Genomic DNA, 23,124 nt, shown 5'->3' with positions numbered 1-23,124 from the left:
GGCGTGCTCGCTGTCGGCGCACTGGCCGTGCCTGCCCAGGCGCAGGAGACGGCCGCCGGCAAGGGCCCGGTCGGCTGGGACGTCTACCGGCGTCTCGACCGGCTGGCCGAGCTGCCCGTCGGCGTTCAGACCAAGCAGTTCTCCAGTTTCGACAGGACGGGCGACAACGACGACGGTTTCGTCGGCCGCTACTCCTGCCTGCGCGCGTCCGAGCAAGGTTGTGTGATCGCCGAGCACTCGGGCGCGGGCGAGGTCGAGGCGATCTGGTTCACCAGGGACGAGGGCGACGTCCGCAGGACCGGGTGGATCAGCATCGAGCTCGACGGCGTCACGGTGGTGCGGGCGAGCCTGCAGGACCTGGTGGACGGCAAGCTCGGCGCCCCGTTCGCCTACCCGCTGGTCGGCAACGCCGACCAGAGCTCGGGCGGGGTGTACGTCGAGGTGCCGATGCCGTTCACCCGCTCGATGCGCATCACCACCGAGCACAACCCGCTCTTCCACCACGTCACCTACCGCACGTTCGCCGACGCGGCGGGCGTGCGCACGTTCGACCCGTCCGACCCGGCGCAGGACGTGATCGACAACCTCAGGGCCGGCGGCGACCCCAAGCCGGCGCTCGCGGGCGCGCGCACCCAGGAGTCGCCGATCAGGCTGGCCCCGGGACAGTCGGCCCGCCTGGCGCGCACCTCGGGCTCCGGCCTGCTGTCGGAGCTGAGGCTCCGGCTGCCGCAGGCCGAGTACGTCAAGCCGCGCACCGAGACCGACGAGGGCCGGGCCTTCGGCGCGAACGGCCACAGCCAGTTCACCGTCGCGATCGATTCGGCCAACGACGGGGTGCGCCTGACCAGGCGCATCGACCCGGCCATCGGCAACCAGGTGGCCAAGGTGCTGGTCGACGGCCAGGAGGTGGCCACCTGGCCGGCCAGCGCGAAGGGGCCGGGCGGGCTGTGGGCCGAGGAGTCCGTGGACCTGCCGGCGAGCGCCACCAAGGGCAAGTCGCGGATCACGATCAGGAACGTCTTCGTCTCCTCCGACTTCGACTACAACGAGTTCACCTACTGGGTGGACAGCGCGGGCAGGCGCACCGACACCGTGGACGTGGGCGACCCGGCCGACGAGGCGGCGCACGCGTACACGATCGGCGGGCAGACCTGGCAGGGCGTGCGCACCTTCGCCTACCCGCTGGACCAGGCGCAGCTCGCCCGGCTGCGGGTGGCCCAGGACGTGCTGCAGGGGCTGCGGCTGCGCGTCAGCTTCGACGGCAGGCGCACCGTGGACGCGCCCGTCGGCGAGTTCTTCGGCTCCGGGCACGCGCTGATGCCGGTCAAGGCCCTGATGACGGGCATCGACGCCGAGACGAGCACGCTGTCGTCGTGGTGGCCGATGCCGTACGCGTCCGGGGCCGTGGTCGAGCTGTACAACGATTCGGGCCGGACGATCGACGGCACGGCGTGGGTGACCTCGGCCCACCGCCCCATGTCACGAAATGTCGGTTACTTTCGGGCGCAGTCGCGGGCCGGGGCCACCACCCCCGACCAGAGCTGGGTCTTCCTGCGCGCCACCGGGCAGGGCAAGTTCGTCGGCGTCAGCCACACCATGCGCGGCCCGCTGAACCGTACGTACCTGGAGGGCGACGAGCGTGTCTACGTGGACGGCTCGCGCACCCCGCAGATCCACGGCACCGGCACCGAGGACTTCTACCAGGCCGGCTGGTACTTCAACCGGGAGACCTTCACCACCCCCTTCCACGGCAACCCGGCCCACCTGACCCCGCCCACCGGCTGCGCGCCGGACAGCGACTGCACCGCCGCGTACCGGCTGATGATCGGCGACGCGGTGCCGTTCGGCAGCGCGATCACCTTCGACATCGAGCACGGCTGGACCAGCAACGTCGAGGCCGCCTACTCCTCGACCGCGTACTGGTACGGCAGGGACCAGGCGGCCACCGCCCAGACCGACGCGCTCACCGTGGGCGACCCGGCCAGTGAGCGGGCGCACGGCTACACCGGCGGTGGCGAGCCGGTCACGCTCGACTCGGCCTTCGAAGGCGACTGGAAGCACCCGTTCACGCTCAAGGCCACGCACCGCGTCAGCGAGGCGCCGATCGGCTTCACGCTCAAGATCGACCGGCGTAACCGGGGCGTCGAGCTGCGCCGCACCGGCGACCAGCACACCGCGGGGCAGCACGCCGAGATCACCGTCGACGGGCAGCGGCTGGCCGACTGGGTGCAGCCGCTGGGCAACCGGTCCAGGCGCTGGCTGGAGGACGTCTACCAGATCCCGGCGAGCGTGACCGCCGGGCGAAGCGAGATCACCGTCCGGATCACCCCGAGGACCGCCTGGTCGGCGGGGGCGTACACGGCCTGGAGCCTGCGGTGACGGTGCTCGAGATGCGGGCCATCGGCAAGTCCTTCCCCGGCGTGCGCGCGCTCGACGGCGTGTCGCTCTCCGTGCGGAAGGGCGAGGTGGTGGCCCTGCTCGGGGAGAACGGCGCGGGCAAGTCCACGCTGATGAACATCCTGGCCGGGGTGTTCAAGGACTACGAGGGCGAGATCGCGATCGGCGGCGAGCCCGCCCACATCCACTCGCCCAAGGACGCCGCGCGGCACGGCATCGCGATGATCCACCAGGAGCTCAACCTGGTGCCCGAGCTGTCCATCGCGGACAACGTCTTCCTCGGCAGGGAACGCGCGATCCTGGACCGGCGCACCGCCGAGTCCAGGACCGCCGAACTGCTCGCCGGGCTGGGGCTCGACCTGCCGCCGCGCCGGCCGGTCAAGCGCTGCAGGATCGCCGAGCGCCAGCTCATCGAGGTGGCCAAGGCGCTGTCGCAGAACGTCCGGGTGCTGGTCATGGACGAGCCCACCTCGGCGCTGGCCGACGCCGAGGTGCACCGCCTGTACCAGGTCATCCGCGACCTGACCGGCCGAGGCGTGGCGGTGATCTACATCTCGCACCGGCTGGAGGAACTGGCGGAGATCGCCGACCGGGTGGTCGTGCTGCGCGACGGCCGCTACATCGGCGAGCGCGCCACGATCGACCGGGACGAGCTCATCCAGATGATGGTCGGCCGCCCGCTGGGCGAGCTGTTCCCGCGCGCGAACGGCGGGGACACCGGCGAGGAACTGCTGCGCGTGGCCGATCTGTCGGTGCCGGGCGACCCCGGCTCCGGACGCACCGCGCTGCGCGAGGTCTCGCTGAGCGTGCGCCGGGGCGAGATCGTCGGCGTGGCAGGGCTGATGGGGGCCGGGCGCAGCGAACTGCTCGAAGCGATCTTCGGCGCGCACCGGCCGTCGTCGGGCACGCTCACCCTGGCCGGCCGGCCCTACCGGCCGCGCAGCCCCGGCCAGGCGATCAAGCGCGGCGTGGCGCTGGTGGCCGAGGACCGCAAGGCGCAGAGCCTGGTGCTCGGCAACACGGTCGGCTTCAACGCCGCGCTCTCCTCGCTCAAGCGCTTCGTCCGCTTCGGCGTCGTGGACGGCGGGCGCGAGAGCGCCGCGGTCGGCGAGCAGGTGCGCGAGCTGCGGGTCAAGACGCCCGGCCTGCGCTTCACCGTCGGCAACCTGTCCGGCGGCAACCAGCAGAAGGTCGTGCTGGCCAAGTGGCTGCTGACCGCGCCGTCGCTGATCCTCATGGACGAGCCCACCCGCGGCATCGACGTGGGCGCCAAGGCCGAGATCCACGCCCTGATGTCGGAACTGGCCGCCTCGGGCAAGGGCGTGCTGGTGGCGTCGTCCGAGCTGCCCGAGCTGCTGGCCATGTGCGACCGGATCCTCGTGCTGTGCGAGGGCCGCATCACCGCCGAGTTCGCCCGAGGGGCGGCCACCCAGGAAGCCATTCTCCAGGCCGCCATGGCCAGACGACAGGTGACCACCTCATGAAGACCACTGTGGAACCGCAGGTGGCGCCGGGGGAGAGCAGGACGCGGCGCACGCTCTCCGCGCTCGGCGCGACCCAGGCCTACATCGGCCTGGTGCTGATCCTCGCCGTGGGCATCGCCACCAAGGGCGAGATGTTCCTCAACGAGACGAACCTGACCAACGCCATCGGTGCGTTCGCCTCGCGCGGCATCCTCGCGGTCGGCGTCACGCTGGTGATCCTCACCGGCGGCATCGACCTGTCCGTCGGCTCGCTGCTGGGCATCGGCTCGATGACGGCGGCGATGATGTTGTCGAAGTACTCGCTGGAGCCCTGGCAGATCGTTCCGATCTGCATGGTGGTGGGGGCGTTCTTCGGCTTTCTGAACGGCGCCGGCACGGCCTGGCTGCGCATCCAGTCGTTCGTGATGACGCTGGCCATGCTGTCGGTCGTCCGCGGCCTGGACCGGCAGGTCAGCGACAACGTCAGCGTCGGCACCCAGATCACCGGCCCGGACGGGAAACTGACCCCGCAGGCGGAGGCGTTCCAGCTCTTCGGCACGCCCGGGCACAACCTGTTCGGCCGGATCTACTATCCGGTGCTGGCGTTCGTCGTGGTCTGCGTCGTCTTCCACCTGATCCTCACCAAGACGCGGTTCGGCAGGCACGTCTACGCGGTCGGTGGCAACCCCACCGCGGCCCGGCTGTCCGGCGTGAACGTGACCGGGGTGATCATCGCGGTGTTCACGCTGTCCGGGATGCTCGCCGGGTTCGCGGGGCCGATCGACGCGGCCTACAGCGCCTCGGCCGACCCGCAGGCCGGGTTGTCGTTCGAGCTGGACGCCATCGCCGCCGCGGTGATCGGCGGCGCGTCACTGGCCGGCGGCAAGGGCACGATCGCCGGCACGTTCGTGGGCGCGCTCATCCTCACGCTGCTGGACAACGTGCTCGGGCTGAACGCGGTCAGCGACAACTGGCAGCTCGTGATCAAGGGGTTGATCGTCGTCGTGGCGGTCGTCCTGCAGCGTCCCGATCTCTTCAAACTCTTCAGAGGAGGGTCTCGATCGTGAAGAAGACCATGACACTGGTGTTGTGCGCGGTCCTCGCGGCGGCCTGCGCGTCCAAGGCGCCCGCGCCGGCGGACGGCGGTGGCGAAACGGGCGGTGCGAAGAAGTTCGTGGTCGGGTACTCGCAGAGCAACAATGCCGAGCCGTACCGGGCACAGCTCAACCTGCAGCTTCAGCACTTCATCAAGAAATATCCGGACATCGAGTTGCTGCCGATCGCCGACGCCAAGCAGTCGAGCGCCACCCAGGTCTCCCAGGTGCAGAACTTCATCACCCAGAAGGTCGACGCGCTCATCGTCTCGCCCACCGAGCCGGCCCCGCTGACCGCCGCCGTCAAGCAGGCGTGCGAGGCGAAGATCCCGGTCATCATCCTGGACCGGACCGTCGACACCGACTGCTACACCGCCTTCATCGGCGGCGACAACGTCCTCATCGGCAGGAAGGCCGGCGAGGAGGCGCTGAAGCTGCTGCCCGACGGCGGCAACGTGGTGGAACTGCGCGGCATCCTGTCCAACCAGCCCCAGATCGACCGCGACAAGGGCTTCCGCGAGGCCATCGCGGCCAACCCGAAGATCAAGATCATCGCGGATCGCGAGGCCAAGTGGCTGAAGGACCAGGCCACGCCGATCATGCAGCAGTGGCTGGCCCAGCACCCCAAGATCGACCTGGTGTACGGGCACAACGACCCGATGGCGCTGGGCGCGTACCTGGCCGCGCAGGCCGCGGGCCGGGCCGAGCAGATCAAGTTCGTCGGCATCGACGGCCTGGCCATCCCGGACGGCGGCATCCGCGCGGTCCAGCTCGGCCAGCTCTCGGCCACCTTCATCTACCCGACCGGCGCCCAGGAGGCGGCCGAGACGGTCAACAAGATCCTCCACGGACAGCCGGTGGAGAAGCGGCAGGTGCTGGGCACCACCCAGGTCACCAAGGACAATGCGGCTGAACTGTACAAGCAGTACGACCTCTCAGGACAGAACTGATGTTCCTCGGCATCGACATCGGAACCTCCAGCTCCAAGGGCGTCCTCGTGGCCCCGGACGGCACGGTCGCGGCCACGGCGGTGCGTGAGCACGACACCGCCACGCCGCGCCCGGGCTGGTTCGAGCACGACGCGGAAGCCGTCTGGTGGGCGGACTTCCTTTCGCTCATCGCCGAACTCGCCCGCCCGGACGTGACCGCCGTCGGGCTCAGCGGCATCGGCCCGTGCGTGCTGCCCTGCACCGCCGACGGCGAACCGCTGCGCCCGGCCATCCTGTACGGCGTCGACACCCGCGCCACCGCCGAGATCGCCGCCCAGGCCGACCGCTACGGCAAGGACGCCATCATGGACAGGTGCGGCACGCCGCTCACTTCCCAGGCGGCCGGGCCGAAGCTGGAATGGCTGCGGGTCAACGAGCCCGAGGTGTGGGGCAGGACGAAACGGCTGTTCATGGCGCACTCGTGGCTGGCCTACCGGCTGACCGGCGCGTACGTGCTCGACCACCACTCGGCCAGCCAGTGCACCCCGCTCTACGACACGCGTACGCACGAGTGGATCGGCGAGTGGGCGCACGACATCGCGCCCGGGCTGGAACTGCCCGCACTGGCCTGGAGCGGCGACGTGATCGGCGAGGTCACCGCCGCGGCGGCGGCCGCCACCGGGCTGCCCGCCGGGATCCCGGTCGTCGCGGGCACCATCGACGCCTGGGCGGAGGCGACCAGCGTCGGCGTCGACTCGCCCGGCGACGTGATGCTGATGTACGGCACCACCATGTTCCTGGTCGAGGTCCTGGACTCGCGCGGGGCCTCGCCGCACCTGTGGGGCACGGTCGGGGTGGCGCCGGGCACGTACAACCTGGCCGCGGGCATGGCCACCTCCGGCGCGGTCACCGCGTGGCTGCGCGACCTGACCGGGGCCTCGTTCGCCGACCTCACCGCCGAGGCCGGGCTGGCCGGGCGGGGCGCGGAAGGGCTGCTCATGCTGCCGTACTTCGCCGGCGAGCGCACCCCGCTGTTCGACCCGGACGCGCGCGGCACGCTGATCGGCCTCACCCTGCGCCACGGGCGCGGCCACCTCTACCGGGCCGCGCTCGAGGCCACCGCGTTCGGCGTCAGGCACAACCTGGAGGCCATGCGCGAGGCGGGCGGCACGGCCAAGCGCCTGGTGGCGGTCGGCGGCGGCACGCGCGGCGGCCTGTGGACCCAGATCGTCTCGGACGTGCTCCAGCAGCCCCAGGTCCTGCCCACGCACACGGTCGGGGCCGCGTTCGGCGACGCCATGCTCGCCGCCCGCGCGCTCGGTGTCGAGACCGGCGGCTGGAACCCGCCCGCCTCACTCGTCGAACCCGACCCGGGCGCGGCGGCCGACTACGACCGGCTCTACACCCTCTACCGCGATTTGTACACGTCAACGTCAGGCATCGCCCACGCTCTAGCTGTGTTTCCTGGCCTCACTACGTGAGGCGGCTGCTCTGGCGGGCGTGCAGTTCGGCGGGTAGCACGACGGTGGACGGCTTGCCCGATGGGGAGGCGATGCGGTCGACCAGGAGTCGGGCGGCCATCCGGCCCAGCTCGTAGGTGGGCTGGGCCACGGTGGTGAGCGAGGGACGCACCAGGTCGGCCCACGGGATGTCGTCGAAGCCGACCAGGCCCATCTCCCCGGGCACGTTCACGTCGTGCTCGGCCAGGCAGCGCAGCGCGCCGACCGCCATCAGGTTGTTGGCCACGAACACCGCGTCCGGCCGGTCGGGCCCGGACAGCAGCGCGGACATGGCGTCGTAGCCGCCCTGCTCACGGAAGTCTGCCCGCACCACCAGCGGCTCGCCCGGCATCGCGCTCGCGTAGCCGCGCAGCCGCAGGTCGGCGGTGCTCACGCCCTCGGGCCCGGTGATGCAGGCGACGCGCCGGTACCCGGCCCCCAGCAGGTGCTCGGTGGCCTCGCGCGCGCCCGCCTCGTTGTCGACCACGACCGTGTCGACCTCGCCGCGCGGCAGCTTCCTGTCGATGGCGACGACCGGGATGGACGACTCCAGCAGCGCCTTGGCCGCCTTGCCGCTGCCCGCCGAGGCGATGATCACCCCGGCCATCTGCTCGCTGAGCGCGGCGGCGACGTACGTCTCCTCCTTGGCCGGGTTCTCGTCGCTGTTGCACAACACGACCGAGTAGCCGGCCTGCTGGGCGACGTCCTCGATGCCGCGCACGGTGGCGGTGAAGAACGGGTTGCCGATGTCGGAGATGATCACCGCCCACAGCGTGGTGCGGCTGCGCCGCAGGTTACGCGCCACCGCGTTGGGCCGGTAGCCCAGCTCGCGCACGGCGGCCAGCACCCGGGCCACCATGTCGGGATCGACGCTCTGGCGGCCGTTGAGCACGCGGGACACGGTGGCCGCGGATACGCCGGCCTGGCGGGCGACATCGTAGATAGTGGGCATCGCCCTAATCTTCTACCACCGGGGGCCGGGTCCGTACGGTTTGGGCGGTGATGAGCGTGCCGTACGCACGGGATGACCGAGACCTGAGACGCGGCCGGGCGAGATCGCATATCTTGACCTGCGACGGCCCTGCTCGGCGTTACTGTGACCGAGCCTTGTGGGCATACCTGTGAACGGTTGTGGGGTTGGCCGGATAGCCCTGCCCGCTCTGGTGGGAAGGTGATCGCCGTTGGACAACACCGCCCAGGAACAGCGGCTGGAGATCAGCGTCGGCGCGGCGCCGCTCGGGGCGATCCTGACGCTGCGCGGCGCACTCGACATGGTGACCAGGTCGCGGCTCAAGGACGAGCTCGACCGGGCCGTGTGCACGCTGCCCGATCCGCCGATGATGGTGCTGGACGTCTCGGGGCTGACGTTCTGCGACTCGTCCGGGCTGAGCCTGCTGATCGCGGCCTGGAAGAAGGTCGAGCACTGCGGCGGCTCGCTGGCGCTGATCGGCGTGCACGGCAGGCTCGACCGCATCCTGCGGTTGTCCGGCCTGGATCGGGTGCTGCCGTCGTACCCGACGCTGGCCGAGGCCGAACGCGGCATGTGGGCCGCGACGCGCGACTCCTGAAGACGCGTCACTCCTGAGGACGGGCGACTGAAGGCGGGCGGGGCGGAGACGGCGACGAGCGGGTCACCGGCGCCGCCCCGGCGGCCGTCAGTACAGCAGCGCCGTCACGGGCACCGAGCTGCGGTGCGAGAGGGTGCGCGTGGTGAGCGTCGAGTAGCTCACGGAGTGGGCGGTCCGCGTCACGCGGGTGCCGTGCGTGTGGTGGCTGACGGTGTGCGTGCGTACCCGGTCGTCGGGGCCGTGGAAGTCGTCCACCACGTCGGCGGACGCCTGGCCGGCGGCCAGGAACAGGCCTCCGGCGGCCAGCGTGAGTGCGATGAAGACGTGCTTGTACATCGGGCGTGTCCCTTCGGAGATGGCGCATGATTGGCCGATCGGTGCAGTACCCGGCATAAGGGAACAAGCCAGCCACGAGACGATCTAAGTGTCTTTACCGGGCAATCACCCAGTGCTAGGTACCATCACTTTCAGTGTCCGGACCGGGCGCCTGAGGAGGGGCCGTGGATGACGTCGATCGGGCCAACGCCGCGCGCATGCGTGAACTGCTCTACGGCCAGGTGATCTCGCACGGCCTGGTCACCGTCGCCGAACTCGGCATCCCCGACCTGCTGGCCGGCGGCCCGCTGGACCTCGACACCCTGGCCAAGCACGCGGGCGCCGACCCCGACGCGCTCGGCCGGCTGCTCGCCGCGCTGAGCGGGATCGGCGTCTTCGAGCCGCGCCCGGGCGACCAGTACGCGCTGACCCCGCTCGGCGCGATGTTGTGCACCGGCACGCCGGGATCGGCGCTGTCCAGCGCCCTGCTGGTCGGCGGCGTCGTCGGGCGGGCATGGGGCGGGCTCGGCGAGGCCGTGCGCACCGGGCGGACCGCGTTCGAGTCGTGCTTCGGCACCGGCTTCTTCGCGTACCTGGCCGCCGACCCGGAACTGGGCGCGCTCTTCCACCGCTCGCAGGCGTGCGACCTCGAACTGGAGGCCGGCGAGCTGCTGCGGGTGCTCGACCTGCCGCCCGGCTGCCTGCTCGTGGACGTCGGTGGCGGCCGCGGCGACCTGCTGGCCAGGCTCGTCGCCGCCGCCCCCGACCGGCGCGGCGTGCTGCTGGACCGGGCCGAGTCCGCCGAGCCGGCCCGGCGCAACCTGACCGCCGCCGGTCTCGCCGACCGCTGCGAGATCAGGTCCGGCGACTTCTTCCGCGACATCCCGGCCGGTGGCGACGTCTACCTGATGCGCGACATCCTGCACGACTGGGACGACGAGCACTGCGCCGCGCTGCTCAGCCACTGCCGCGCCATGATGGGCGAAGGCACGCGCCTGATCCTGGTCGAAACCCTCACCGACGCCCCGCAGTCCCGGGACCGCGCCGAGCTCGTCGCGGCCATGGACCTGTACATGATGACCGTCTGCAACGGCCGCGAGCGCGACACCGCACACCTGCGCCGCCTGCTGGAGCCGGCCGGCCTGCGGCTGAACCGGGTGCTACCGCTGCACCGGGGCCGCGCGGCGGTCGAGGCCGTCCCCGGCCGGGCCGGCTGACCGCTCGCCCGCGGCCGGTCGCCGGCCCGGCATGCCGAGCGCGACCAGCGTCCCGGCGAACGCGAACGCCGACACCGCGCCCATCCCGGCCGAGAATCCCGCGCTGAACTCGGCCGCCGACGCGTAACCGCCGACGGCGCCGAAGACCGCCACCGTGACCGAGGTGCCGAACACCCCGCCGAACATCCGCAGCATCATGAACGCCCCGGACGCCTGGCCGATCTCCTCAGGACGCACTGCCCCGACCGCCGCCTTCTGCGCCGCGGGCATCGCCATGGTCAGCCCGGCGCTGCCGACGACCAGCGCGGGCAGGAGTTCCAGATAGCCGGTGCCCGGCCCGGCGGCCAGCGCGATCCAGCCCATGCTCAACGCCTGCAGCAGCAGCCCGGCCACCACGAACGCGCGCTCGCCGACCCGGTCGGCCAGCCGCCCGGCGATCGGCGCGCACACCATCAGCGTCGCGGTCCACGGCATCAGCCGCAGGCCCGCGGCGAGCGGCCCGTCGCCGTGCACGGTCTGGAAGTACTGCGCCAGGAAGAACATGGTGCCGTACAGCGAGGCGAACACCAGGAAGTTGGCCGGGTTGGCGGTGGCGAACGCCCGGGCGCGGAAGAACCGCATCGGCAACATCGGCGCCGGCGCCCGCCGTTCCCAGAGCACGAAGGCGATCATCAGCGCGACCCCGAGCCCCAGCGTGCCCAGCACCTCCGCGCCGGCCCAGCCGGCCGCGTTTCCGCGCACCAGCGCCCAGACCACGCCGAACGCGCCCGCGGTCACCAGCCCGACCCCGGGCAGGTCGAGCCGGTCGTTCCCGCCCCGGCTCTCGGCCACCCGCCTGGCCGTGAGCAGGATCGCGAGCACGCCGATCGGCAGGTTCAGCCAGAAGATCCACTGCCAGGCCAGTCCCTCGGCGATGGCGCCCCCGACGAACGGCCCGCTGAACGTGGCCAGCCCGGTGATGCCCAGGTACAGGCCCATGGCCCGGCCCCGCCGGTGCGCCGGGAACATGGCGCTGATCAGCGTGAGTGACAGCGGCAGAACCAGCGCCGCGCCCGCTCCCTGCACCGCCCTGGCCGCGACCAGCGCGCCGACGCCCGGTGACAGCGCGCAGGCCACTGAGGCGACGGTGAACACCGCCAGCCCGGCGACGAACATCCGGCGGCGGCCGAACCTGTCGCCCAGCGCCGCGCCGGTCAGCAGCAGCACCGCGAACGTCAGGTTGTAGGCGTTGACGGTCCATTCGAGTGATTCGATCGAGGCCCGCAGGTCGTTCCTGATCGTGCTCAGCGCCGTCGTCACGACCAGGCTGTCCAGGGCCATCATGAACGACGCCAGCGACGCCAGCCCCAGCACCCACGCCTGCTCGGCCGTCATCCGCCCGCTATCGCCGCGCATCGTCACCCCCGGCGGTCAGGCGCAGCGACCTGGGCAGGCCGAACGCCGCCAGCAGCGCGTTGTCGTGGAAGCGGGTGATCGCGTCGATCCCGTCGCCGGTCAGGGTCAGCACGACCAGCCCGTGCGCGTGCAGGATCGGTGTGCCCGGGTCGCGCAGGTAGCAGCCGAACGCGGGCTGGCCGTTCGCCCGGGTCGGGACCAGCGCGTGCCTGCGACCGTCGCGGAAGGCGACCGAGCGCAGGAAGTCCCCGATGGCGTCCCGGCCCTGGTACTCCAGCGGCAGCGGCGGCATGGTCAGCCACGCGTCGCCGGTCAGCAGGGTCACGATCGCGTCGACGTCGCCGTTCTCGAAGGCGCGGACGAACTCCGCCACCACCCGGCGCTCGTGCGGCGACCCGGGCAGCGGGACGTCCGTGCCGGGCAGATCCCGCGGCAGCGCGGCCCTGGCCCGTTTGAGCGCGGCGTGCACCGCGTTCTCGGTGGTGTCGAGCATGGCCGCCACCTCGGCGGCCCGGAATCCCAGCACGTCGCGCAGCACCAGCACGGCCCGCCGGCGCGGCGGCAGGTGTTGCAGCGCGGTCAGGAACGCCAGCGACACCGACTCCCTGACCTCGTAGCGCGCCTCGGGCCCGGGGCGCGCGTCGGCGATCGCGCCGAGCAGCGCGTCGGGGTACGGCTCCAGCCAGCTCGGCTCCGCGCGGCGGTGCGACGGCTCGGGCATCGCCACCTCCGGCTGGTACGTCGCCGCCTGACCGGTCGGCCGGCGGGCGCCGGCGCGCAGCGCGTTGAGACAACGGTTGGTGGCGATCCGGTACAACCAGGTGCGCATCGACGCCTCCGCCCGGTAGCCGCCGATCCCGCGCCAGGCCGCCAGCAACGTCTCCTGCAGCAGGTCCTCGGCGTCCTGCATGGAGCCGAGCAGGCGGTAGCAGTGCACCTGGAGCTCGTGCCGGTACGGCTCGACGAGCCCGCGGAACGCCTCGCCGTCACCGTCGCGGGCCCGCGTCAGCAGTTCCTCGGCCGGGTGCCCGGCCGGTGGAATGCCTGGCATGGTGGCTCCCTTCCCTCCTCGTGGTCCCTTGTCGCCGGTATGGACACCGCCGGGGTGGGAAAGTGGTCACCCGGTCAGGCCGAGAGCTCGATCCCTCAGGCTGGGAGCTCGACCGTCAGGTGCGGCGCCAGCGCCGACAGGAAGTCCGCCGCGTCGAACATGGCGCCGGCCGAGGCCACGCCCGTCCGCCTGGACCGCCCGTCCAGGAGCCGGCTGACGGCCTCCACCGCCAGCGGCGCGCTGATCGCGTAGATGTCCTGGCCACGGGCCACCGCCCGGCGCTCGACGCCGCCGGCGCCGACCACGGCGTCGACCACGAACGTCTGGTCGGAGCGCCCGTGCTCGTCCGAAGGCGCGGGCGCGGGCGTGTCCGCGTCGGCCAGCTCGCGCGCGGCGGTGACGGTCATGTAAGTGCGCACCTCGGGCACGTCCAGGTGGCTCGGCACGGTGACGATGTCGGCCATGCTGAACTCGGCGATCACCGGGCGGCGGCCCAGCGGCTCGGGGAAGAGCCAGTCCTGCTGGGACAGCTCGTTGTCGTGGTACTCCAGCGCGCCGCCGGTGAACCGCACCCGCCGGCCGGATCGCCGCTGGTGCGACACCTGGCCGGCGATCCTGGTGCCGGGCGTCGGGTGCCAGCCGCTCAGCCCGTACGCGACGTGCACCTCGTCCGCGGCGGCCGACTCGCCGAGAGCCGCGGTCACCAGCAGGTCGCCCAGGCCGCCGTAGAAGGCCATCGCGGGCACCACCGGCACGCCCGCCTCCCGCGCCGCGTCCGCGTAACCGGCGAACATCGCGGCGTTCGCCTCGATCTCGGCGGCGACGTCCACGTACGGGATGCCGGCCCGCAGGGCCGCCTCGACCACCGGGCCCGCCGTCACGGCGAACGGCCCGGCGGCGTTGATCACGGCCGCCGCCCCGGCCAGGGCCCGGTCCAGGGAGTCCGGGTCGTCCACGGAGGCCGGTCGCACCTCCAGCCCGTCCCACTCCTTGGCCAGCGATTCGAGCCGGGCGGCGTCGCGGCCGGACGCGATCGGCGTGAAGCCGCGCCGCAGCAACTCGGCGACGACGAACCTGCCCGTGTGCCCGGTCGCTCCGTAGACCGCCACCGATGTCCTCATGATCTCCCCGATCTCGCGCTTTCCGATGACCTCTACTTTGGCGGGATCCGGACCATGGGGGTGAGCGTCCGTAACGACATCATCCGTACACTTTCCGACATGCACACGATCGCGCTGGCGACCGCCGGACACCTGCTGCACTTCGAACTGGGAGTGGCCTACGAGATCTTCGGCAACCCGCCGCGCGAGGCCACCGCGGGCTGGTACGACGTGCGGCTCTGCGGCCCTGGACCGGCGCGGATCGGCCCGTTCGCGGTCGAGCCCGAGCACGGCCTGGAGCACCTGGCCGAGGCCGACACCGTGATCGTGCCCGCGTGCGCGGACATCGACGTGCCGCCCCCGCCGGAGCTGGTCGACGCCGTCCGCGCGGCCCACGAGGCGGGCGCCAGGATCGCCTCGCTGTGCACCGGGGCGTTCGCGCTCGGCGCCGCCGGCCTGCTGGACGGCCGGCGGGCCACCACCCACTGGGCGCACACCGCGGAGCTGGCCGCCCGTCATCCGAGTGCCATCGTGGACCAGGACGTGCTGTACACCGACAACGGCAGCGTGCTCACCGCCGCGGGCAAGGCCGCCGCTGTCGATCTCTGCCTCCACCTGGTCCACCTCGACCACGGCGCGGCCATCGCCAACGCGGTCGCCCGCCGCCTCGTCACGCCGCCGCACCGGCTGGGCGGCCAGGCCCAGTTCGTGGCCACGCCGGTCCAGGTCACCGGCGACCACCTGCTCGCCGATCTGCTCGCCTGGGCGCTGGAACGGCTCGACCAGCCGCTGACCGTGCCCGACCTGGCCAGGCAGGCGAACGTCAGCCCGCGCCAGCTCGGCCGCCGCTTCCTCGCCGTCACCGGGCAGACGCCGCTGCAGTGGCTGCTGGCGCAACGCGTCCGACGGGCCCAGGAACTGCTGGAGACCACCGGTCGCAGCGTCGAGGAGGTCGCGCTGGCCACCGGCATGGGCACCGCCACGACGCTGCGCCGCCAGTTCAAGCGGATCGTCGGGGTGCCGCCCGACGGCTACCGGCGCTCGTTCCGGCGTACCGCTCAGTGAACACCTGTGGTTTTCCGCACCCCAGAACGGCCATGCGCCCCATTACCGGCACCACCCGACCATTCATAGCCTCTGAGACATGACGGACTGGCTGATCGAACTGATGGAAACCCTCGGCGCGCCCGGCGCGGGCCTGGCAATCGCGCTGGAGAACCTGTTCCCGCCCCTGCCCAGCGAGGTGATCCTGCCGCTGGCCGGGTTCACCGCCTCGCAGGGCGAGATGAACCTGCTGAGCGTGCTGGCCTGGACCACGGCCGGCTCGGTCGTCGGCGCGCTCGCGCTGTACTGGGTGGGCGCGCTGCTCGGCCGCGAGCGCACGCTGGCCCTGGCCGCCCGGCTGCCGCTGCTGAAGGTGTCCGACGTCGCCAGGACCGAGGCGTGGTTTCTCAAGCACGGGCGCAAGACCGTGTTCTTCGGCCGGATGATCCCCATCTTCCGCAGCCTGATCTCCGTTCCGGCCGGGGTCGAACGCATGCCGCTGGGCGTGTTCACCCTGCTGACCACGGCCGGCAGCCTGCTCTGGAACACCCTTTTCGTGCTGGCCGGCTATTTCCTGGGCGAGAACTGGGCGCTGGTCGAGACGTACGTCGGGCTGGGCACCAACCTGGTCATCGGGCTGGTGCTGCTGGCCGTGCTCGTCTTCGCCGGGGTCAGGCTCGGCGAGTTGCGCAAGGGGCGGCATGCGTATCGCGGTTAGCGGGCTGCGTCTGCTCGGGGCGGTGACGCTGGGCGCCGCCACCGCGCTGGCCGGTCTGGTCTTCGTGGCGGTGGCGCTGCCGTTCGGCCGCCGTCCGTGGGCGCGCGAGTCGGCCCGGCGGCTGGCCGCGCTGGAGGCCCGCCGCCTGCGGCTCGACCCCGGCGCGCTGGGGCTGGGCGCGGCCCGCGAGGACGGTCAGGAGCTGCGTTACCTGGCGGCCAGGCTGCCTGTCGGCGTGCTCGGCGGCGTGGTCGTCGCGCTGCTCGGCATCGGTCTCTGGACGGGCGCCATGCTGGCCTGGTCGTGGGGCCGGGGCCTGCCGTTCGACGGCATGCCGCCGACCGCGCCGCTGGTGGCCTACATCAGCCTGGCCGGGTGCGTGCTGCTGTTCCTGGACCTGTCCGGGCTGGTGGGCGTGCACGGGCTGGAGCGGCGGCTGGCGCTGCGCATGCTCGCCCCCGATCCCACCGAGGCGCTGCGGCGGCGTATCGACGAGCTGGCCGAGAGCCGCGCCGGCGTGCTCGCCGCGGTCGACGCCGAGCGGCGCAGGATCGAGCGAGACCTGCACGACGGGCTGCAGCAGCGGCTGGTGGCGCTGTCCATGCTGGCCGGACGGGCCCGCCGGGGACGCACGGAACTGCTCGACCAGGTGCACGAGCAGGCCCAGCAGGCGCTGGCCGAGCTGCGCGAGGTGGCCTGGCGGGTCTACCCGTCGGCGCTGGACTCGCTCGGGCTCGCCGACGCGCTGGCCGGGGTGGCCGAGCGTGCCGGGGTCCCGGTCAAGGTCGTGTGCGAGCTGTCCGGGCGGCCGCCGACGGCGGTGGAGACGGTCTCGTACTTCGTGGCCAGCGAGGCGGTGACCAACGCGGTCAAGCACGCCGGGGCGGGTGCGGTCACCGTCGAGGTGCGCGAGCGCGACACAATGATCGTCGTGCGTGTACATGACGACGGAGTGGGCGGCGCGAACCCGGCGGGCGGCGGATTGTCCGGGCTGGCCAGGCGGGTGGCCGCGCTGGACGGCAGGTTCACCGTGACCAGCCCGGCCGGCGGGCCCACCACGATCACCGCGGAGCTGCCGTGCGGGTGACCCTGGCCGAAGACTCGACCCTGCTGCGCGAGGGCCTGGTGCGCCTCCTCGAGGAGGAGGGCCACCAGGTGATCGCCGCCGTCGGCGACGGCGAGGCGCTGGTCACGGCGGTGGCGGCGGAGCGGCCCGACGTGGTCGTGGTGGACGTGCGGATGCCGCCCACGCACACCGACGAGGGACTGCGTGCCGCGCTGGAGATCAGGCGCCGCTGGCCGCTGGTCAAGGTGCTGGTGCTGTCGCAGTACGTGGAGAAGAAGTACGCCACCGAGCTGATGAGCGGCGACGTCGACGGCGTCGGCTACCTGCTGAAGGACCGGGTCGCGCAGGTCGGCGACTTCCTCGACGCGCTGGAGCGGGTGGGCGCGGGCGGCGCCGCCTTCGACCCCGAGGTGGTGCGGCAGCTCCTGGCCCGCACCACCCACGCCGACCCCCTGGCCAGGCTGACCGTCAGGGAGCGCGAGGTGCTGGAGCTGATGGCGCAGGGCCTGACCAACGCCTCGATCGCGCAGGCGCTGCACGTGTCGCAGAGCGCGGTGGAGAAGCACGTGAACTCGCTGTTCGACAAGCTGGCGCTGTCACACACGGCCGGCTACAGCCGCCGGGTCCTGGCAGTCCTGCGTTACCTGGGGACTTGAGGAGAATGCGATGACCGACCCGATGAGCGCGCCGCCGCTCGCAGGCGCCTTCCGGCTGCCCGACGGCGCCTGGATCCGCGGCCGCGGCCTGCGCTACCCGCTGCCCGAGGGGCCGACGCCCGACTTCGGCCTGTATCTCGGCTCAGCCAAGATGCGCCTGCGCCACGAGGGCGAGCTGCGATGGCCGCACGAGTGGATCACCTGGCCGGACTTCCTGCTGCCCCGCGACCATGACGCCGCCGTGGCCGGGATCCGCGCGCTGCACGAGCGGGCACTGGCGGGCGGCGCGGTGGAGGTCGCCTGCGGCGGCGGCGTCGGACGCACCGGCACGGTGGTCGCCTGCCTGGCCGTCCTGGCCGGCGTCGACCCGGCCGAGGCGGTGGCCTGGACCCGTGAGCACCACCATCGCCGGGCCGTCGAGACCCCGTGGCAGCGCCGCTGGGTGCGGCGCTTCCCGCCGTCCTGAGCGCACTGGTCCGTCAGACCGCCCGGGGCGGGCTCGCGAAGAACCCGCGCAGCTCCCCGGCCACCAGCGGCGGGTTCCCGCCTCTGTTCCTGTTGCCCGAGCCGCCGTGGTTGAGCTTGGCGAACTCGACGCGCCTCGCCTCGGGCAGGACGCGTTCCAGCTCGTCGAGCGCGGTCTTCAGGTAGGCCGGGCTCCGGCCGCCGCCCATGAGCAGGACGTCGGCCCGCACGTCGGCGTAGCGCCGCCACTGGTCCTTCGTCTCGATGACGAGTTCCATGTCGTGATGGAAGGTCCGGACCAGCCGCAGCATGTCGCCGAGCAGGAGCCTGGACACGAGCTTGAGCAGCGGCCCGGGCAGCACGTGCCCGAACTGCCGGGTCTCCTTCGTCGCGATGACCAGCGCCTCGGCGTGGTCGCCCGCCTCGATCTCCCGGTCGAAGCGGGGCAGCCAGTCCGTGGCCAGCAAGCCGTTGATCGACAGCGGCGGCTCGTAGATCGCCACCTTGCGCACCGCCGGCAGCTCGAGCGCCGCCTGCAGGCAGATGATGGCGCCCGAGCTCAGACCGAACACCGCCTCGGCGCCCGTCGCGGCGAGCAGCGCGTCGAGGTCCTCGACCTCCTTGCGCAGGCGATACCCGGCCCCGTGCGGCCCGCTCGCCCCGCGTCCGCGACGATCGGGCAGGTAGACGGTGAACTCGCCGGCCAGTTCCTCGGCCAGCTGCAGATGGCTCCCGGCCGTCTCCATCCCGCCGTGGACGAGGACTACCGGCGGTCCGCCGCTGCCGAGCCGCCGGTAGCCGATGGTGGTTCCGTCCGCGGAGGAGACGGAACCAGTGGTGCCTGACGCGTTGACATCCATCGCGGTCATCCCTTCGGACATGCCTCGACCGGCCCCCAGGATTGCCACCTTAATGCGATATAACGCGTTTTGGGCGTCAGGTAACCATCAGGCCCGAACCTAGGGAATCGTGCCCAGCACCTTGACGCGGTCACCCTTGGGCGCGCTGACCGGCGAGTGGTCGGCGAAGTACGACCCCAGCGCGCCCCGGTCGTCGGGCCCGCTGTGCGCCACGCTGTTGTCGGGCCACTTCCACTGCGGGAAGCCCTCGAAGCCACCGGCCAGGATGTAGTTCGCGGCCACCTTGATCACCTGGGTGTCGGTCACCGGCGCGCCGTTCAGCGTGATCTCCGTGACCACGCCGTCCGTCAGCGTGTAACGCAGCCCGGCGGACGGGGTCAGCACGCCCCGGGCCTTGCTCGCATGCCCGAGAACCCACTTGAGCTGCGAACCGTTCATGGACCAGGTGTCGACGTGCAACCCGCTCGGCTGGGTGGCGTACAGCTGCCCGTACGTGACCGGCCCCTTCTTGATCTCGGAGCTCGGCGAGCGGAACGCGTACTTGCTGACCAGGGCGATCTGCGCGCCGGACACGGGCTGGACCGATTCGAGCATGGCGTCGGCGACCAGCTCGGCGATCGGGCCGCTGCCCCACGAGTCGCGCTTGATGTCGTCGGCGGCCATGCCGATCCGCGTGTTCTCCCCGGGACCCGCGCACTCGAAGTAGTAGATGAGGTTGGTCCTGAGCCGGTCGGCCTGGTTGAACTCGATCTGCACCGAGTACGTGGTCGACTCCTGGTCCCAGCTCAGCGTCTCCAGCACGGCGTTGTGCACCGGGCCGTGACCGGCCGGCACGCTGAGCGTCTTCCAGTCTTTCGCGCCGACCAGGCGGTACTGAATCGACTGCGCGCCCGCGGGGATCCCTTCGAGCCGTCCGTGCAGCTTGAAGGTCAGCGGGCACTTCGACGCGGTGGTGCGCTCGAAGGCGATGCGGGCCTTCCGCACCAGGTTCGGCAGCGGCGCCTCGGTCCCGGTGGGGGTCGGAGTCGGGGTCGGGGTCGGCGACGGGCTCGCGGTCGGGCTCGGGCTCGGCGTGGTGGTGGCCCCGTCGTACTCGACGGAGGTGTTCACGCTGTCCCAGACGTCGCCGGCGTTCTCGTCGCCACCACTGCAGGTGACGGCGAACGACGCCTTCTTGGACGTCTTCTTCGCCGGGCTGACCACCCGGACGGCACCCCAGCCGGTGGCGTCGCCGCCGACCTTGAGCGTCGTGGAGAGGCGGACGGTTTTGACGCCCTTGCCGCCGATCCGGTACGTCTTGATCTTGCTCTTGTCGCCGTCGCTGAAGGTCCACTGGTACTTCAGCGCGACAGGCGCCTTCACCTTCACCGTGGTGGACAACGTCACGGTCACCGGGCATGCGCCCGTGTGCGTTTTCGGCGACGCGGAAGCGGCACCGAAAACAATCGGTTCCGGGGCGGCCTGCGCAGCCGGGGCGAACGCGCCGGAAGCGAGGGCGACAACGGCGACCAGCATACTGATCCGGCGCCCGGCCCTGGTTAACGGTTTCAACGATTTCCTCTCATCGGTCTCGGCTGAAGAATCCAGGCAGAGTCCTATCATCGGGCGCCGACAATATCGCGTCGGGTGACGGCCGCGGGCGTTTCCGTAATGGCGTCGGCTAGTGCCTGATTACGATCGTCGCTATCGTGCACGATCATGCGGGGGACACGATTGTTCACGGCGAAGCGGGCCGCCGTAGGGGCTGCGGTGGCCGCCTTGGCCGGCGCCATTGTTCTGATTCAGCCGGCGGAACGGCCGAAGCCGTCCGAGCCGAAACCCTGGCGGCCCGAGTCGCAGACCTGGACGGTGAGCTACGCCTACGATGCCTGGCCGGAGGTGGCGGACTGTATCAGTTGCTGGCGACTGGTGGTCAGAGCCGAGCGACCGCCGGCCGGCGGCCGGCCCGTGGAGAACACCGACCTGTATGAGGTGGCGATCCCCGATGCCGCCAGATACATCGATTCGCAGCAACGATTTCTGCAGCTGCCCCTCATCGTGAGCCCGGACGGCAAACGCATCGCGTACTTCAGCACCGCGGAAAACGGCTACATAATCCGGGACCTGGCCACCGGCCGGGTGAAAACGATGTCGCACGAACCCCTGACCCAGGACGAGCCCCAACTGCACGTCTCGCCGAACGGCCGCTACTTCTCCCTCACGTTACGCGGCGAGAGCCCGCGGGTGTATTTCATCGAGACCGGCGAACGCGTCGGCCGGCCCGTTGTCGTCGACGTGGGCCCGGCCCGGCGGTGAGCCCGCGTTCGGGCCGGCGGTGAGCCTGTGTCCGACCCGGCGGTAGCCCGCGCGTGCGGCTACTTCCAGACGGCCTTGGCCAGGATGGCGGCCAGCCCCGGCGTCCTCCAGTGGTCGACGACGATCACCTTCTCGGCCTTCACGTACCAGACGCGCTGGCGGTACGACGTCACGTTGAGCCTGCTGCCGTCGCAGCTCACCTTCCACTCGGTGAACTGCGCCCGCTGCCCGCCGAAGGCGGCCTTCGCGGTCCTGACCAGCTTGGCCTGGCCGCTGGTGTACTTCTTCGCCGGCACGCACTCCGTCACCCCGCTGCTCGGGTGGTACGGCTGGTCGAGCCGGTACGGGCCGCCTTCGGAGCCGTACTTGACGGAGGTCGGCCCGCCCAGCAGGAAGCCGTGGCATTCAGCGGCCTTGGGTGAGCAGGCCCCGGTGATGACGCGCAGGCCGGTGCCCTCCTTCTTGGCCTTCCAGGCGGCCGGGACCTTGATGGTGAACCCCTGGAACGTCACCGGCTTGGTGGCGGCCTGAGCGGGCGAGCCGGTCAGGACGAGCGACGCGCTGAGCGCGAGAGTCATGATCACGTTCGGTGATCATAGGAGGATCGGTCACCGGTGCGTGGATATTTCCGGCATGTGGGAAGAAGCCCCGGAACCGCGCGCACCCTCGCGGCGGGGTCGGGCATCCGCGTGAAAGTCAGTCCGGTAAGGTCAGCAGGGCCTCGATGAGATCGGCGGCGCGGGTGGTGCCGCCTTCCGCGCGGGCGGCGTCCCGCAACCGCGCGGAGCGCCGGGCCACCTCCGGGTCGGCGGTGAGTTCGGTCAGCGCGCCGCGCAGGTTCTCCGCCGTGGCCTCCGCCGTGTCGATGCGGCGCGCGACACCCAGCTCGACCAGCCTGTCGGCGTTCATGAACTGCTCGGCCCCCTGCGGGACGGCGATCATCGGCACCCCGGCCAGCAGCCCTTCGCCGCAGCCGCCCATCCCGGCGTGCGTGACGAAGGCGTCCGCCTGTTCCAGGATCGCCCGCTGCGGCACCCAGGAGTGCACCTCGACGTTGGCGGGGATCGCGCCCAGCTCGCCCGCGTCGGTGTGCCGGCCGATCTGCAGGACGACGTGCCAGCCGGGCAGGTCGCCGAAGGCCGCCAGGCACCGCCGGTAGAACTCCGGCTGCCGGGTGTAGGCCGAGCCGAGTGAGATCAGCAGGACGTTCTCGGCGTCGGCGGGACGCCGCCAGGTGCTCTCCTGGTCGCTCAGGTCGTAGCAGGGGCCGACGAACGTCACCGTCGTGGTGTCCACCCGGTCGGCGTGCGGCTGCATGGCCCGCGAGATCAGGGCCAGGGCATGGGCGGGGCGGCTGGGGAAGACGTCCACGTCCGTGGTGGTGGCGCCGGATTCGGCGAGCCACCGCCCGAACTTCGCCCGGTAGGCGTCGGCGCCCGGCAGTTGCCACAGCGGCGCCGCCACCTCCTGGTCGTAGCCCTCCCAGGCCACGAACGTGGGGGACAACTGCATGACGGGGCGCCGCTGCGACTCGCCGAGTGCGCGCGCGGCGTAGGCCCCGATGTCGTACAGGTAGAGGTCCGCGGGGTCGCGGTCGTAGGCGGCGCGCAACTGCGGAAGGGCCTGGACGGCATCGTCCAGGAACAGGCTCATGGCGGCGATGGGGTCGTCCGGCCAGTCGTTGTCGGCGACGGGCAGCACGGACGTGCACGGGACCAACTCGGCGCCGGTGGGCTCGGTCAGCCCGCGGACGGCGGGATCGTTGGCATAGGTCACCCGATGGCCGCGGGCCACCAGCTCACGGATGATCTCCAGGCTGGGCAGGACGTGGCTGACGGCGGGAATGCCGACCATCGCGATGTGGGAACGGGACACAGAAGATCACTCATCTCAATTGGATCAAGGCCCGTCCCACCCTGCCACACCGGGTGACCTGGCGATTCCCGCATCCCCCAGGCGGGCACGGGTGAGACGCCGCACGGTCCCGGTATC

General features: G+C 71.8%; 22 protein-coding genes. 13 read left to right on the top strand and 9 right to left on the bottom strand.

What is annotated here, in order from left to right; translation table 11 throughout:
• Positions 1 to 3 precede the first annotated feature (3 nt).
• The 5 genes from HII36_RS00240 to HII36_RS00220 are packed head-to-tail and all read left to right on the top strand — an operon-like array spanning position 4 to position 7,364.
• The gene (locus HII36_RS00240; RefSeq protein ID WP_217368987.1) at positions 4 to 2,379 is read left to right on the top strand and encodes a glycoside hydrolase family 172 protein; all 2,376 of its coding nucleotides are present in this window, start codon (positions 4 to 6) and stop codon (positions 2,377 to 2,379) included.
• Positions 2,376 to 3,881 carry a sugar ABC transporter ATP-binding protein gene (locus HII36_RS00235; protein ID WP_217368986.1) on the top strand — a complete coding sequence of 502 codons (1,506 nt, stop codon included), beginning with the start codon at positions 2,376 to 2,378 and terminating at the stop codon, positions 3,879 to 3,881. Before HII36_RS00240 ends, HII36_RS00235 begins: the two co-directional genes overlap by 4 nt.
• Positions 3,878 to 4,927, top strand: coding sequence for an ABC transporter permease (locus HII36_RS00230; protein ID WP_173520939.1), 1,050 nt, complete (start codon positions 3,878 to 3,880; stop codon positions 4,925 to 4,927). Before HII36_RS00235 ends, HII36_RS00230 begins: the two co-directional genes overlap by 4 nt.
• The gene (locus HII36_RS00225) at positions 4,924 to 5,904 is read left to right on the top strand and encodes a substrate-binding domain-containing protein (protein ID WP_217368985.1); all 981 of its coding nucleotides are present in this window, start codon (positions 4,924 to 4,926) and stop codon (positions 5,902 to 5,904) included. Before HII36_RS00230 ends, HII36_RS00225 begins: the two co-directional genes overlap by 4 nt.
• On the top strand, positions 5,904 to 7,364 hold the full coding sequence (locus tag HII36_RS00220; protein ID WP_173520938.1) for an FGGY-family carbohydrate kinase: 1,461 nt from the start codon (positions 5,904 to 5,906) through the stop codon (positions 7,362 to 7,364). The genes HII36_RS00225 and HII36_RS00220 overlap by 1 nt, the downstream gene beginning before the upstream one ends.
• Here the strand turns inward: HII36_RS00220 and HII36_RS00215 are convergent.
• A complete protein-coding gene (locus HII36_RS00215) occupies positions 7,357 to 8,334 on the bottom strand; it encodes a LacI family DNA-binding transcriptional regulator (RefSeq protein ID WP_173520937.1) in 978 nt (325 codons plus the stop codon). The genes HII36_RS00220 and HII36_RS00215 overlap by 8 nt on opposite strands.
• A 229-nt stretch (positions 8,335 to 8,563) precedes the next feature.
• Here HII36_RS00215 and HII36_RS00210 point away from each other — a divergent pair, with 229 nt between their 5' ends.
• The gene (locus HII36_RS00210) at positions 8,564 to 8,950 is read left to right on the top strand and encodes an STAS domain-containing protein (protein WP_173520936.1); all 387 of its coding nucleotides are present in this window, start codon (positions 8,564 to 8,566) and stop codon (positions 8,948 to 8,950) included.
• Positions 8,951 to 9,037: 87 nt separating this feature from the next.
• On the opposite strand, the gene HII36_RS00205 is transcribed toward HII36_RS00210, so the two are convergent.
• Complete coding sequence (locus HII36_RS00205) at positions 9,038 to 9,286, bottom strand: hypothetical protein (RefSeq protein ID WP_173520935.1); 249 nt, start codon at positions 9,284 to 9,286, stop codon at positions 9,038 to 9,040.
• 164 nt (positions 9,287 to 9,450) lie between these two features.
• Between HII36_RS00205 and HII36_RS00200 the strand changes: the two genes are divergently transcribed.
• Entirely contained in the window at positions 9,451 to 10,482 is a 1,032-nt protein-coding gene (locus tag HII36_RS00200) for a methyltransferase (protein WP_173520934.1), read from the top strand.
• On the opposite strand, the gene HII36_RS00195 is transcribed toward HII36_RS00200, so the two are convergent.
• From HII36_RS00195 to HII36_RS00185, 3 genes are all read right to left on the bottom strand, one after another.
• Positions 10,426 to 11,877, bottom strand: coding sequence for an MFS transporter (locus tag HII36_RS00195; protein ID WP_217368984.1), 1,452 nt, complete (start codon positions 11,875 to 11,877; stop codon positions 10,426 to 10,428). The two genes, HII36_RS00200 and HII36_RS00195, sit on opposite strands and share 57 nt — an antisense overlap.
• Positions 11,864 to 12,928 carry a sigma-70 family RNA polymerase sigma factor gene (locus tag HII36_RS00190; protein WP_173520933.1) on the bottom strand — a complete coding sequence of 355 codons (1,065 nt, stop codon included), beginning with the start codon at positions 12,926 to 12,928 and terminating at the stop codon, positions 11,864 to 11,866. Before HII36_RS00190 ends, HII36_RS00195 begins: the two co-directional genes overlap by 14 nt.
• Before the next feature lie 95 nt (positions 12,929 to 13,023).
• A complete protein-coding gene (locus HII36_RS00185; RefSeq protein WP_173520932.1) occupies positions 13,024 to 14,049 on the bottom strand; it encodes a saccharopine dehydrogenase family protein in 1,026 nt (341 codons plus the stop codon).
• A gap of 99 nt (positions 14,050 to 14,148) precedes the next feature.
• Here HII36_RS00185 and HII36_RS00180 point away from each other — a divergent pair, with 99 nt between their 5' ends.
• The 5 genes from HII36_RS00180 to HII36_RS00160 all read left to right on the top strand — a co-directional run bounded on the left by HII36_RS00180 (position 14,149) and on the right by HII36_RS00160 (position 17,978).
• Positions 14,149 to 15,093, top strand: coding sequence for a helix-turn-helix domain-containing protein (locus HII36_RS00180; RefSeq protein ID WP_173520931.1), 945 nt, complete (start codon positions 14,149 to 14,151; stop codon positions 15,091 to 15,093).
• A gap of 79 nt (positions 15,094 to 15,172) precedes the next feature.
• Positions 15,173 to 15,790 (top strand): DedA family protein, encoded by a 618-nt coding sequence (locus HII36_RS00175; protein ID WP_217368983.1) that lies wholly within the window; start codon positions 15,173 to 15,175, stop codon positions 15,788 to 15,790.
• Positions 15,774 to 16,877, top strand: coding sequence for a sensor histidine kinase (locus tag HII36_RS00170; RefSeq protein ID WP_173520930.1), 1,104 nt, complete (start codon positions 15,774 to 15,776; stop codon positions 16,875 to 16,877). The genes HII36_RS00175 and HII36_RS00170 overlap by 17 nt, the downstream gene beginning before the upstream one ends.
• Positions 16,868 to 17,512, top strand: a complete 645-nt coding sequence (locus HII36_RS00165) for a response regulator (protein WP_173520929.1) — start codon at positions 16,868 to 16,870, stop codon at positions 17,510 to 17,512. The genes HII36_RS00170 and HII36_RS00165 overlap by 10 nt, the downstream gene beginning before the upstream one ends.
• A gap of 10 nt (positions 17,513 to 17,522) precedes the next feature.
• Positions 17,523 to 17,978, top strand: a complete 456-nt coding sequence (locus tag HII36_RS00160) for a protein-tyrosine phosphatase family protein (RefSeq protein ID WP_236003022.1) — start codon at positions 17,523 to 17,525, stop codon at positions 17,976 to 17,978.
• 13 nt (positions 17,979 to 17,991) lie between these two features.
• Here the strand turns inward: HII36_RS00160 and HII36_RS00155 are convergent, their stop codons facing one another.
• Together HII36_RS00155 and HII36_RS58485 are read right to left on the bottom strand one after the other, a co-directional pair.
• Positions 17,992 to 18,837, bottom strand: a complete 846-nt coding sequence (locus HII36_RS00155; RefSeq protein ID WP_173520928.1) for an alpha/beta fold hydrolase — start codon at positions 18,835 to 18,837, stop codon at positions 17,992 to 17,994.
• A 99-nt stretch (positions 18,838 to 18,936) separates the two neighbouring features.
• The gene (locus HII36_RS58485) at positions 18,937 to 20,229 is read right to left on the bottom strand and encodes a 5'-nucleotidase (RefSeq protein ID WP_217368982.1); all 1,293 of its coding nucleotides are present in this window, start codon (positions 20,227 to 20,229) and stop codon (positions 18,937 to 18,939) included.
• Positions 20,230 to 20,586: 357 nt separating this feature from the next.
• Between HII36_RS58485 and HII36_RS00140 the strand changes: the two genes are divergently transcribed.
• Positions 20,587 to 21,132 carry a hypothetical protein gene (locus HII36_RS00140; RefSeq protein ID WP_173520925.1) on the top strand — a complete coding sequence of 182 codons (546 nt, stop codon included), beginning with the start codon at positions 20,587 to 20,589 and terminating at the stop codon, positions 21,130 to 21,132.
• Positions 21,133 to 21,191: 59 nt separating this feature from the next.
• Here the strand turns inward: HII36_RS00140 and HII36_RS00135 are convergent, their stop codons facing one another.
• Positions 21,192 to 21,716 (bottom strand): hypothetical protein, encoded by a 525-nt coding sequence (locus HII36_RS00135; RefSeq protein WP_173520924.1) that lies wholly within the window; start codon positions 21,714 to 21,716, stop codon positions 21,192 to 21,194.
• A 112-nt stretch (positions 21,717 to 21,828) separates the two neighbouring features.
• Complete coding sequence (locus HII36_RS00130) at positions 21,829 to 22,986, bottom strand: macrolide family glycosyltransferase (protein WP_173521024.1); 1,158 nt, start codon at positions 22,984 to 22,986, stop codon at positions 21,829 to 21,831.
• Between the last annotated feature and the right edge of the window lie 138 nt (positions 22,987 to 23,124).

This window comes from Nonomuraea antri, from assembly GCF_013283785.1.
Lineage (GTDB): Bacteria > Actinomycetota > Actinomycetes > Streptosporangiales > Streptosporangiaceae > Nonomuraea > Nonomuraea antri.
Note: the sequence above shows the minus strand (reverse complement) of the source record. Positions and strands in the feature narration are given on the sequence as shown.

Bases quoted from the DNA above. Each gene is read 5' to 3' on its own strand.
- HII36_RS00230 (WP_173520939.1), top strand. From the start codon at position 3,878: ATGAAGACCACTGTGGAACCGCAGGTGGCGCCGGGGGAGAGCAGGACG.
- HII36_RS00220 (WP_173520938.1), top strand. From the start codon at position 5,904: ATGTTCCTCGGCATCGACATCGGAACCTCCAGCTCCAAGGGCGTCCTC.
- HII36_RS00215 (WP_173520937.1), bottom strand. From the start codon at position 8,334: ATGCCCACTATCTACGATGTCGCCCGCCAGGCCGGCGTATCCGCGGCC.
- HII36_RS00205 (WP_173520935.1), bottom strand. From the start codon at position 9,286: ATGTACAAGCACGTCTTCATCGCACTCACGCTGGCCGCCGGAGGCCTG.
- HII36_RS00195 (WP_217368984.1), bottom strand. From the start codon at position 11,877: ATGCGCGGCGATAGCGGGCGGATGACGGCCGAGCAGGCGTGGGTGCTG.
- HII36_RS00190 (WP_173520933.1), bottom strand. From the start codon at position 12,928: ATGCCAGGCATTCCACCGGCCGGGCACCCGGCCGAGGAACTGCTGACG.
- HII36_RS00185 (WP_173520932.1), bottom strand. From the start codon at position 14,049: ATGAGGACATCGGTGGCGGTCTACGGAGCGACCGGGCACACGGGCAGG.
- HII36_RS00180 (WP_173520931.1), top strand. From the start codon at position 14,149: ATGCACACGATCGCGCTGGCGACCGCCGGACACCTGCTGCACTTCGAA.
- HII36_RS00175 (WP_217368983.1), top strand. From the start codon at position 15,173: ATGACGGACTGGCTGATCGAACTGATGGAAACCCTCGGCGCGCCCGGC.
- HII36_RS00170 (WP_173520930.1), top strand. From the start codon at position 15,774: ATGCGTATCGCGGTTAGCGGGCTGCGTCTGCTCGGGGCGGTGACGCTG.
- HII36_RS00160 (WP_236003022.1), top strand. From the start codon at position 17,523: ATGACCGACCCGATGAGCGCGCCGCCGCTCGCAGGCGCCTTCCGGCTG.
- HII36_RS00155 (WP_173520928.1), bottom strand. From the start codon at position 18,837: ATGGATGTCAACGCGTCAGGCACCACTGGTTCCGTCTCCTCCGCGGAC.
- HII36_RS00130 (WP_173521024.1), bottom strand. From the start codon at position 22,986: ATGGTCGGCATTCCCGCCGTCAGCCACGTCCTGCCCAGCCTGGAGATC.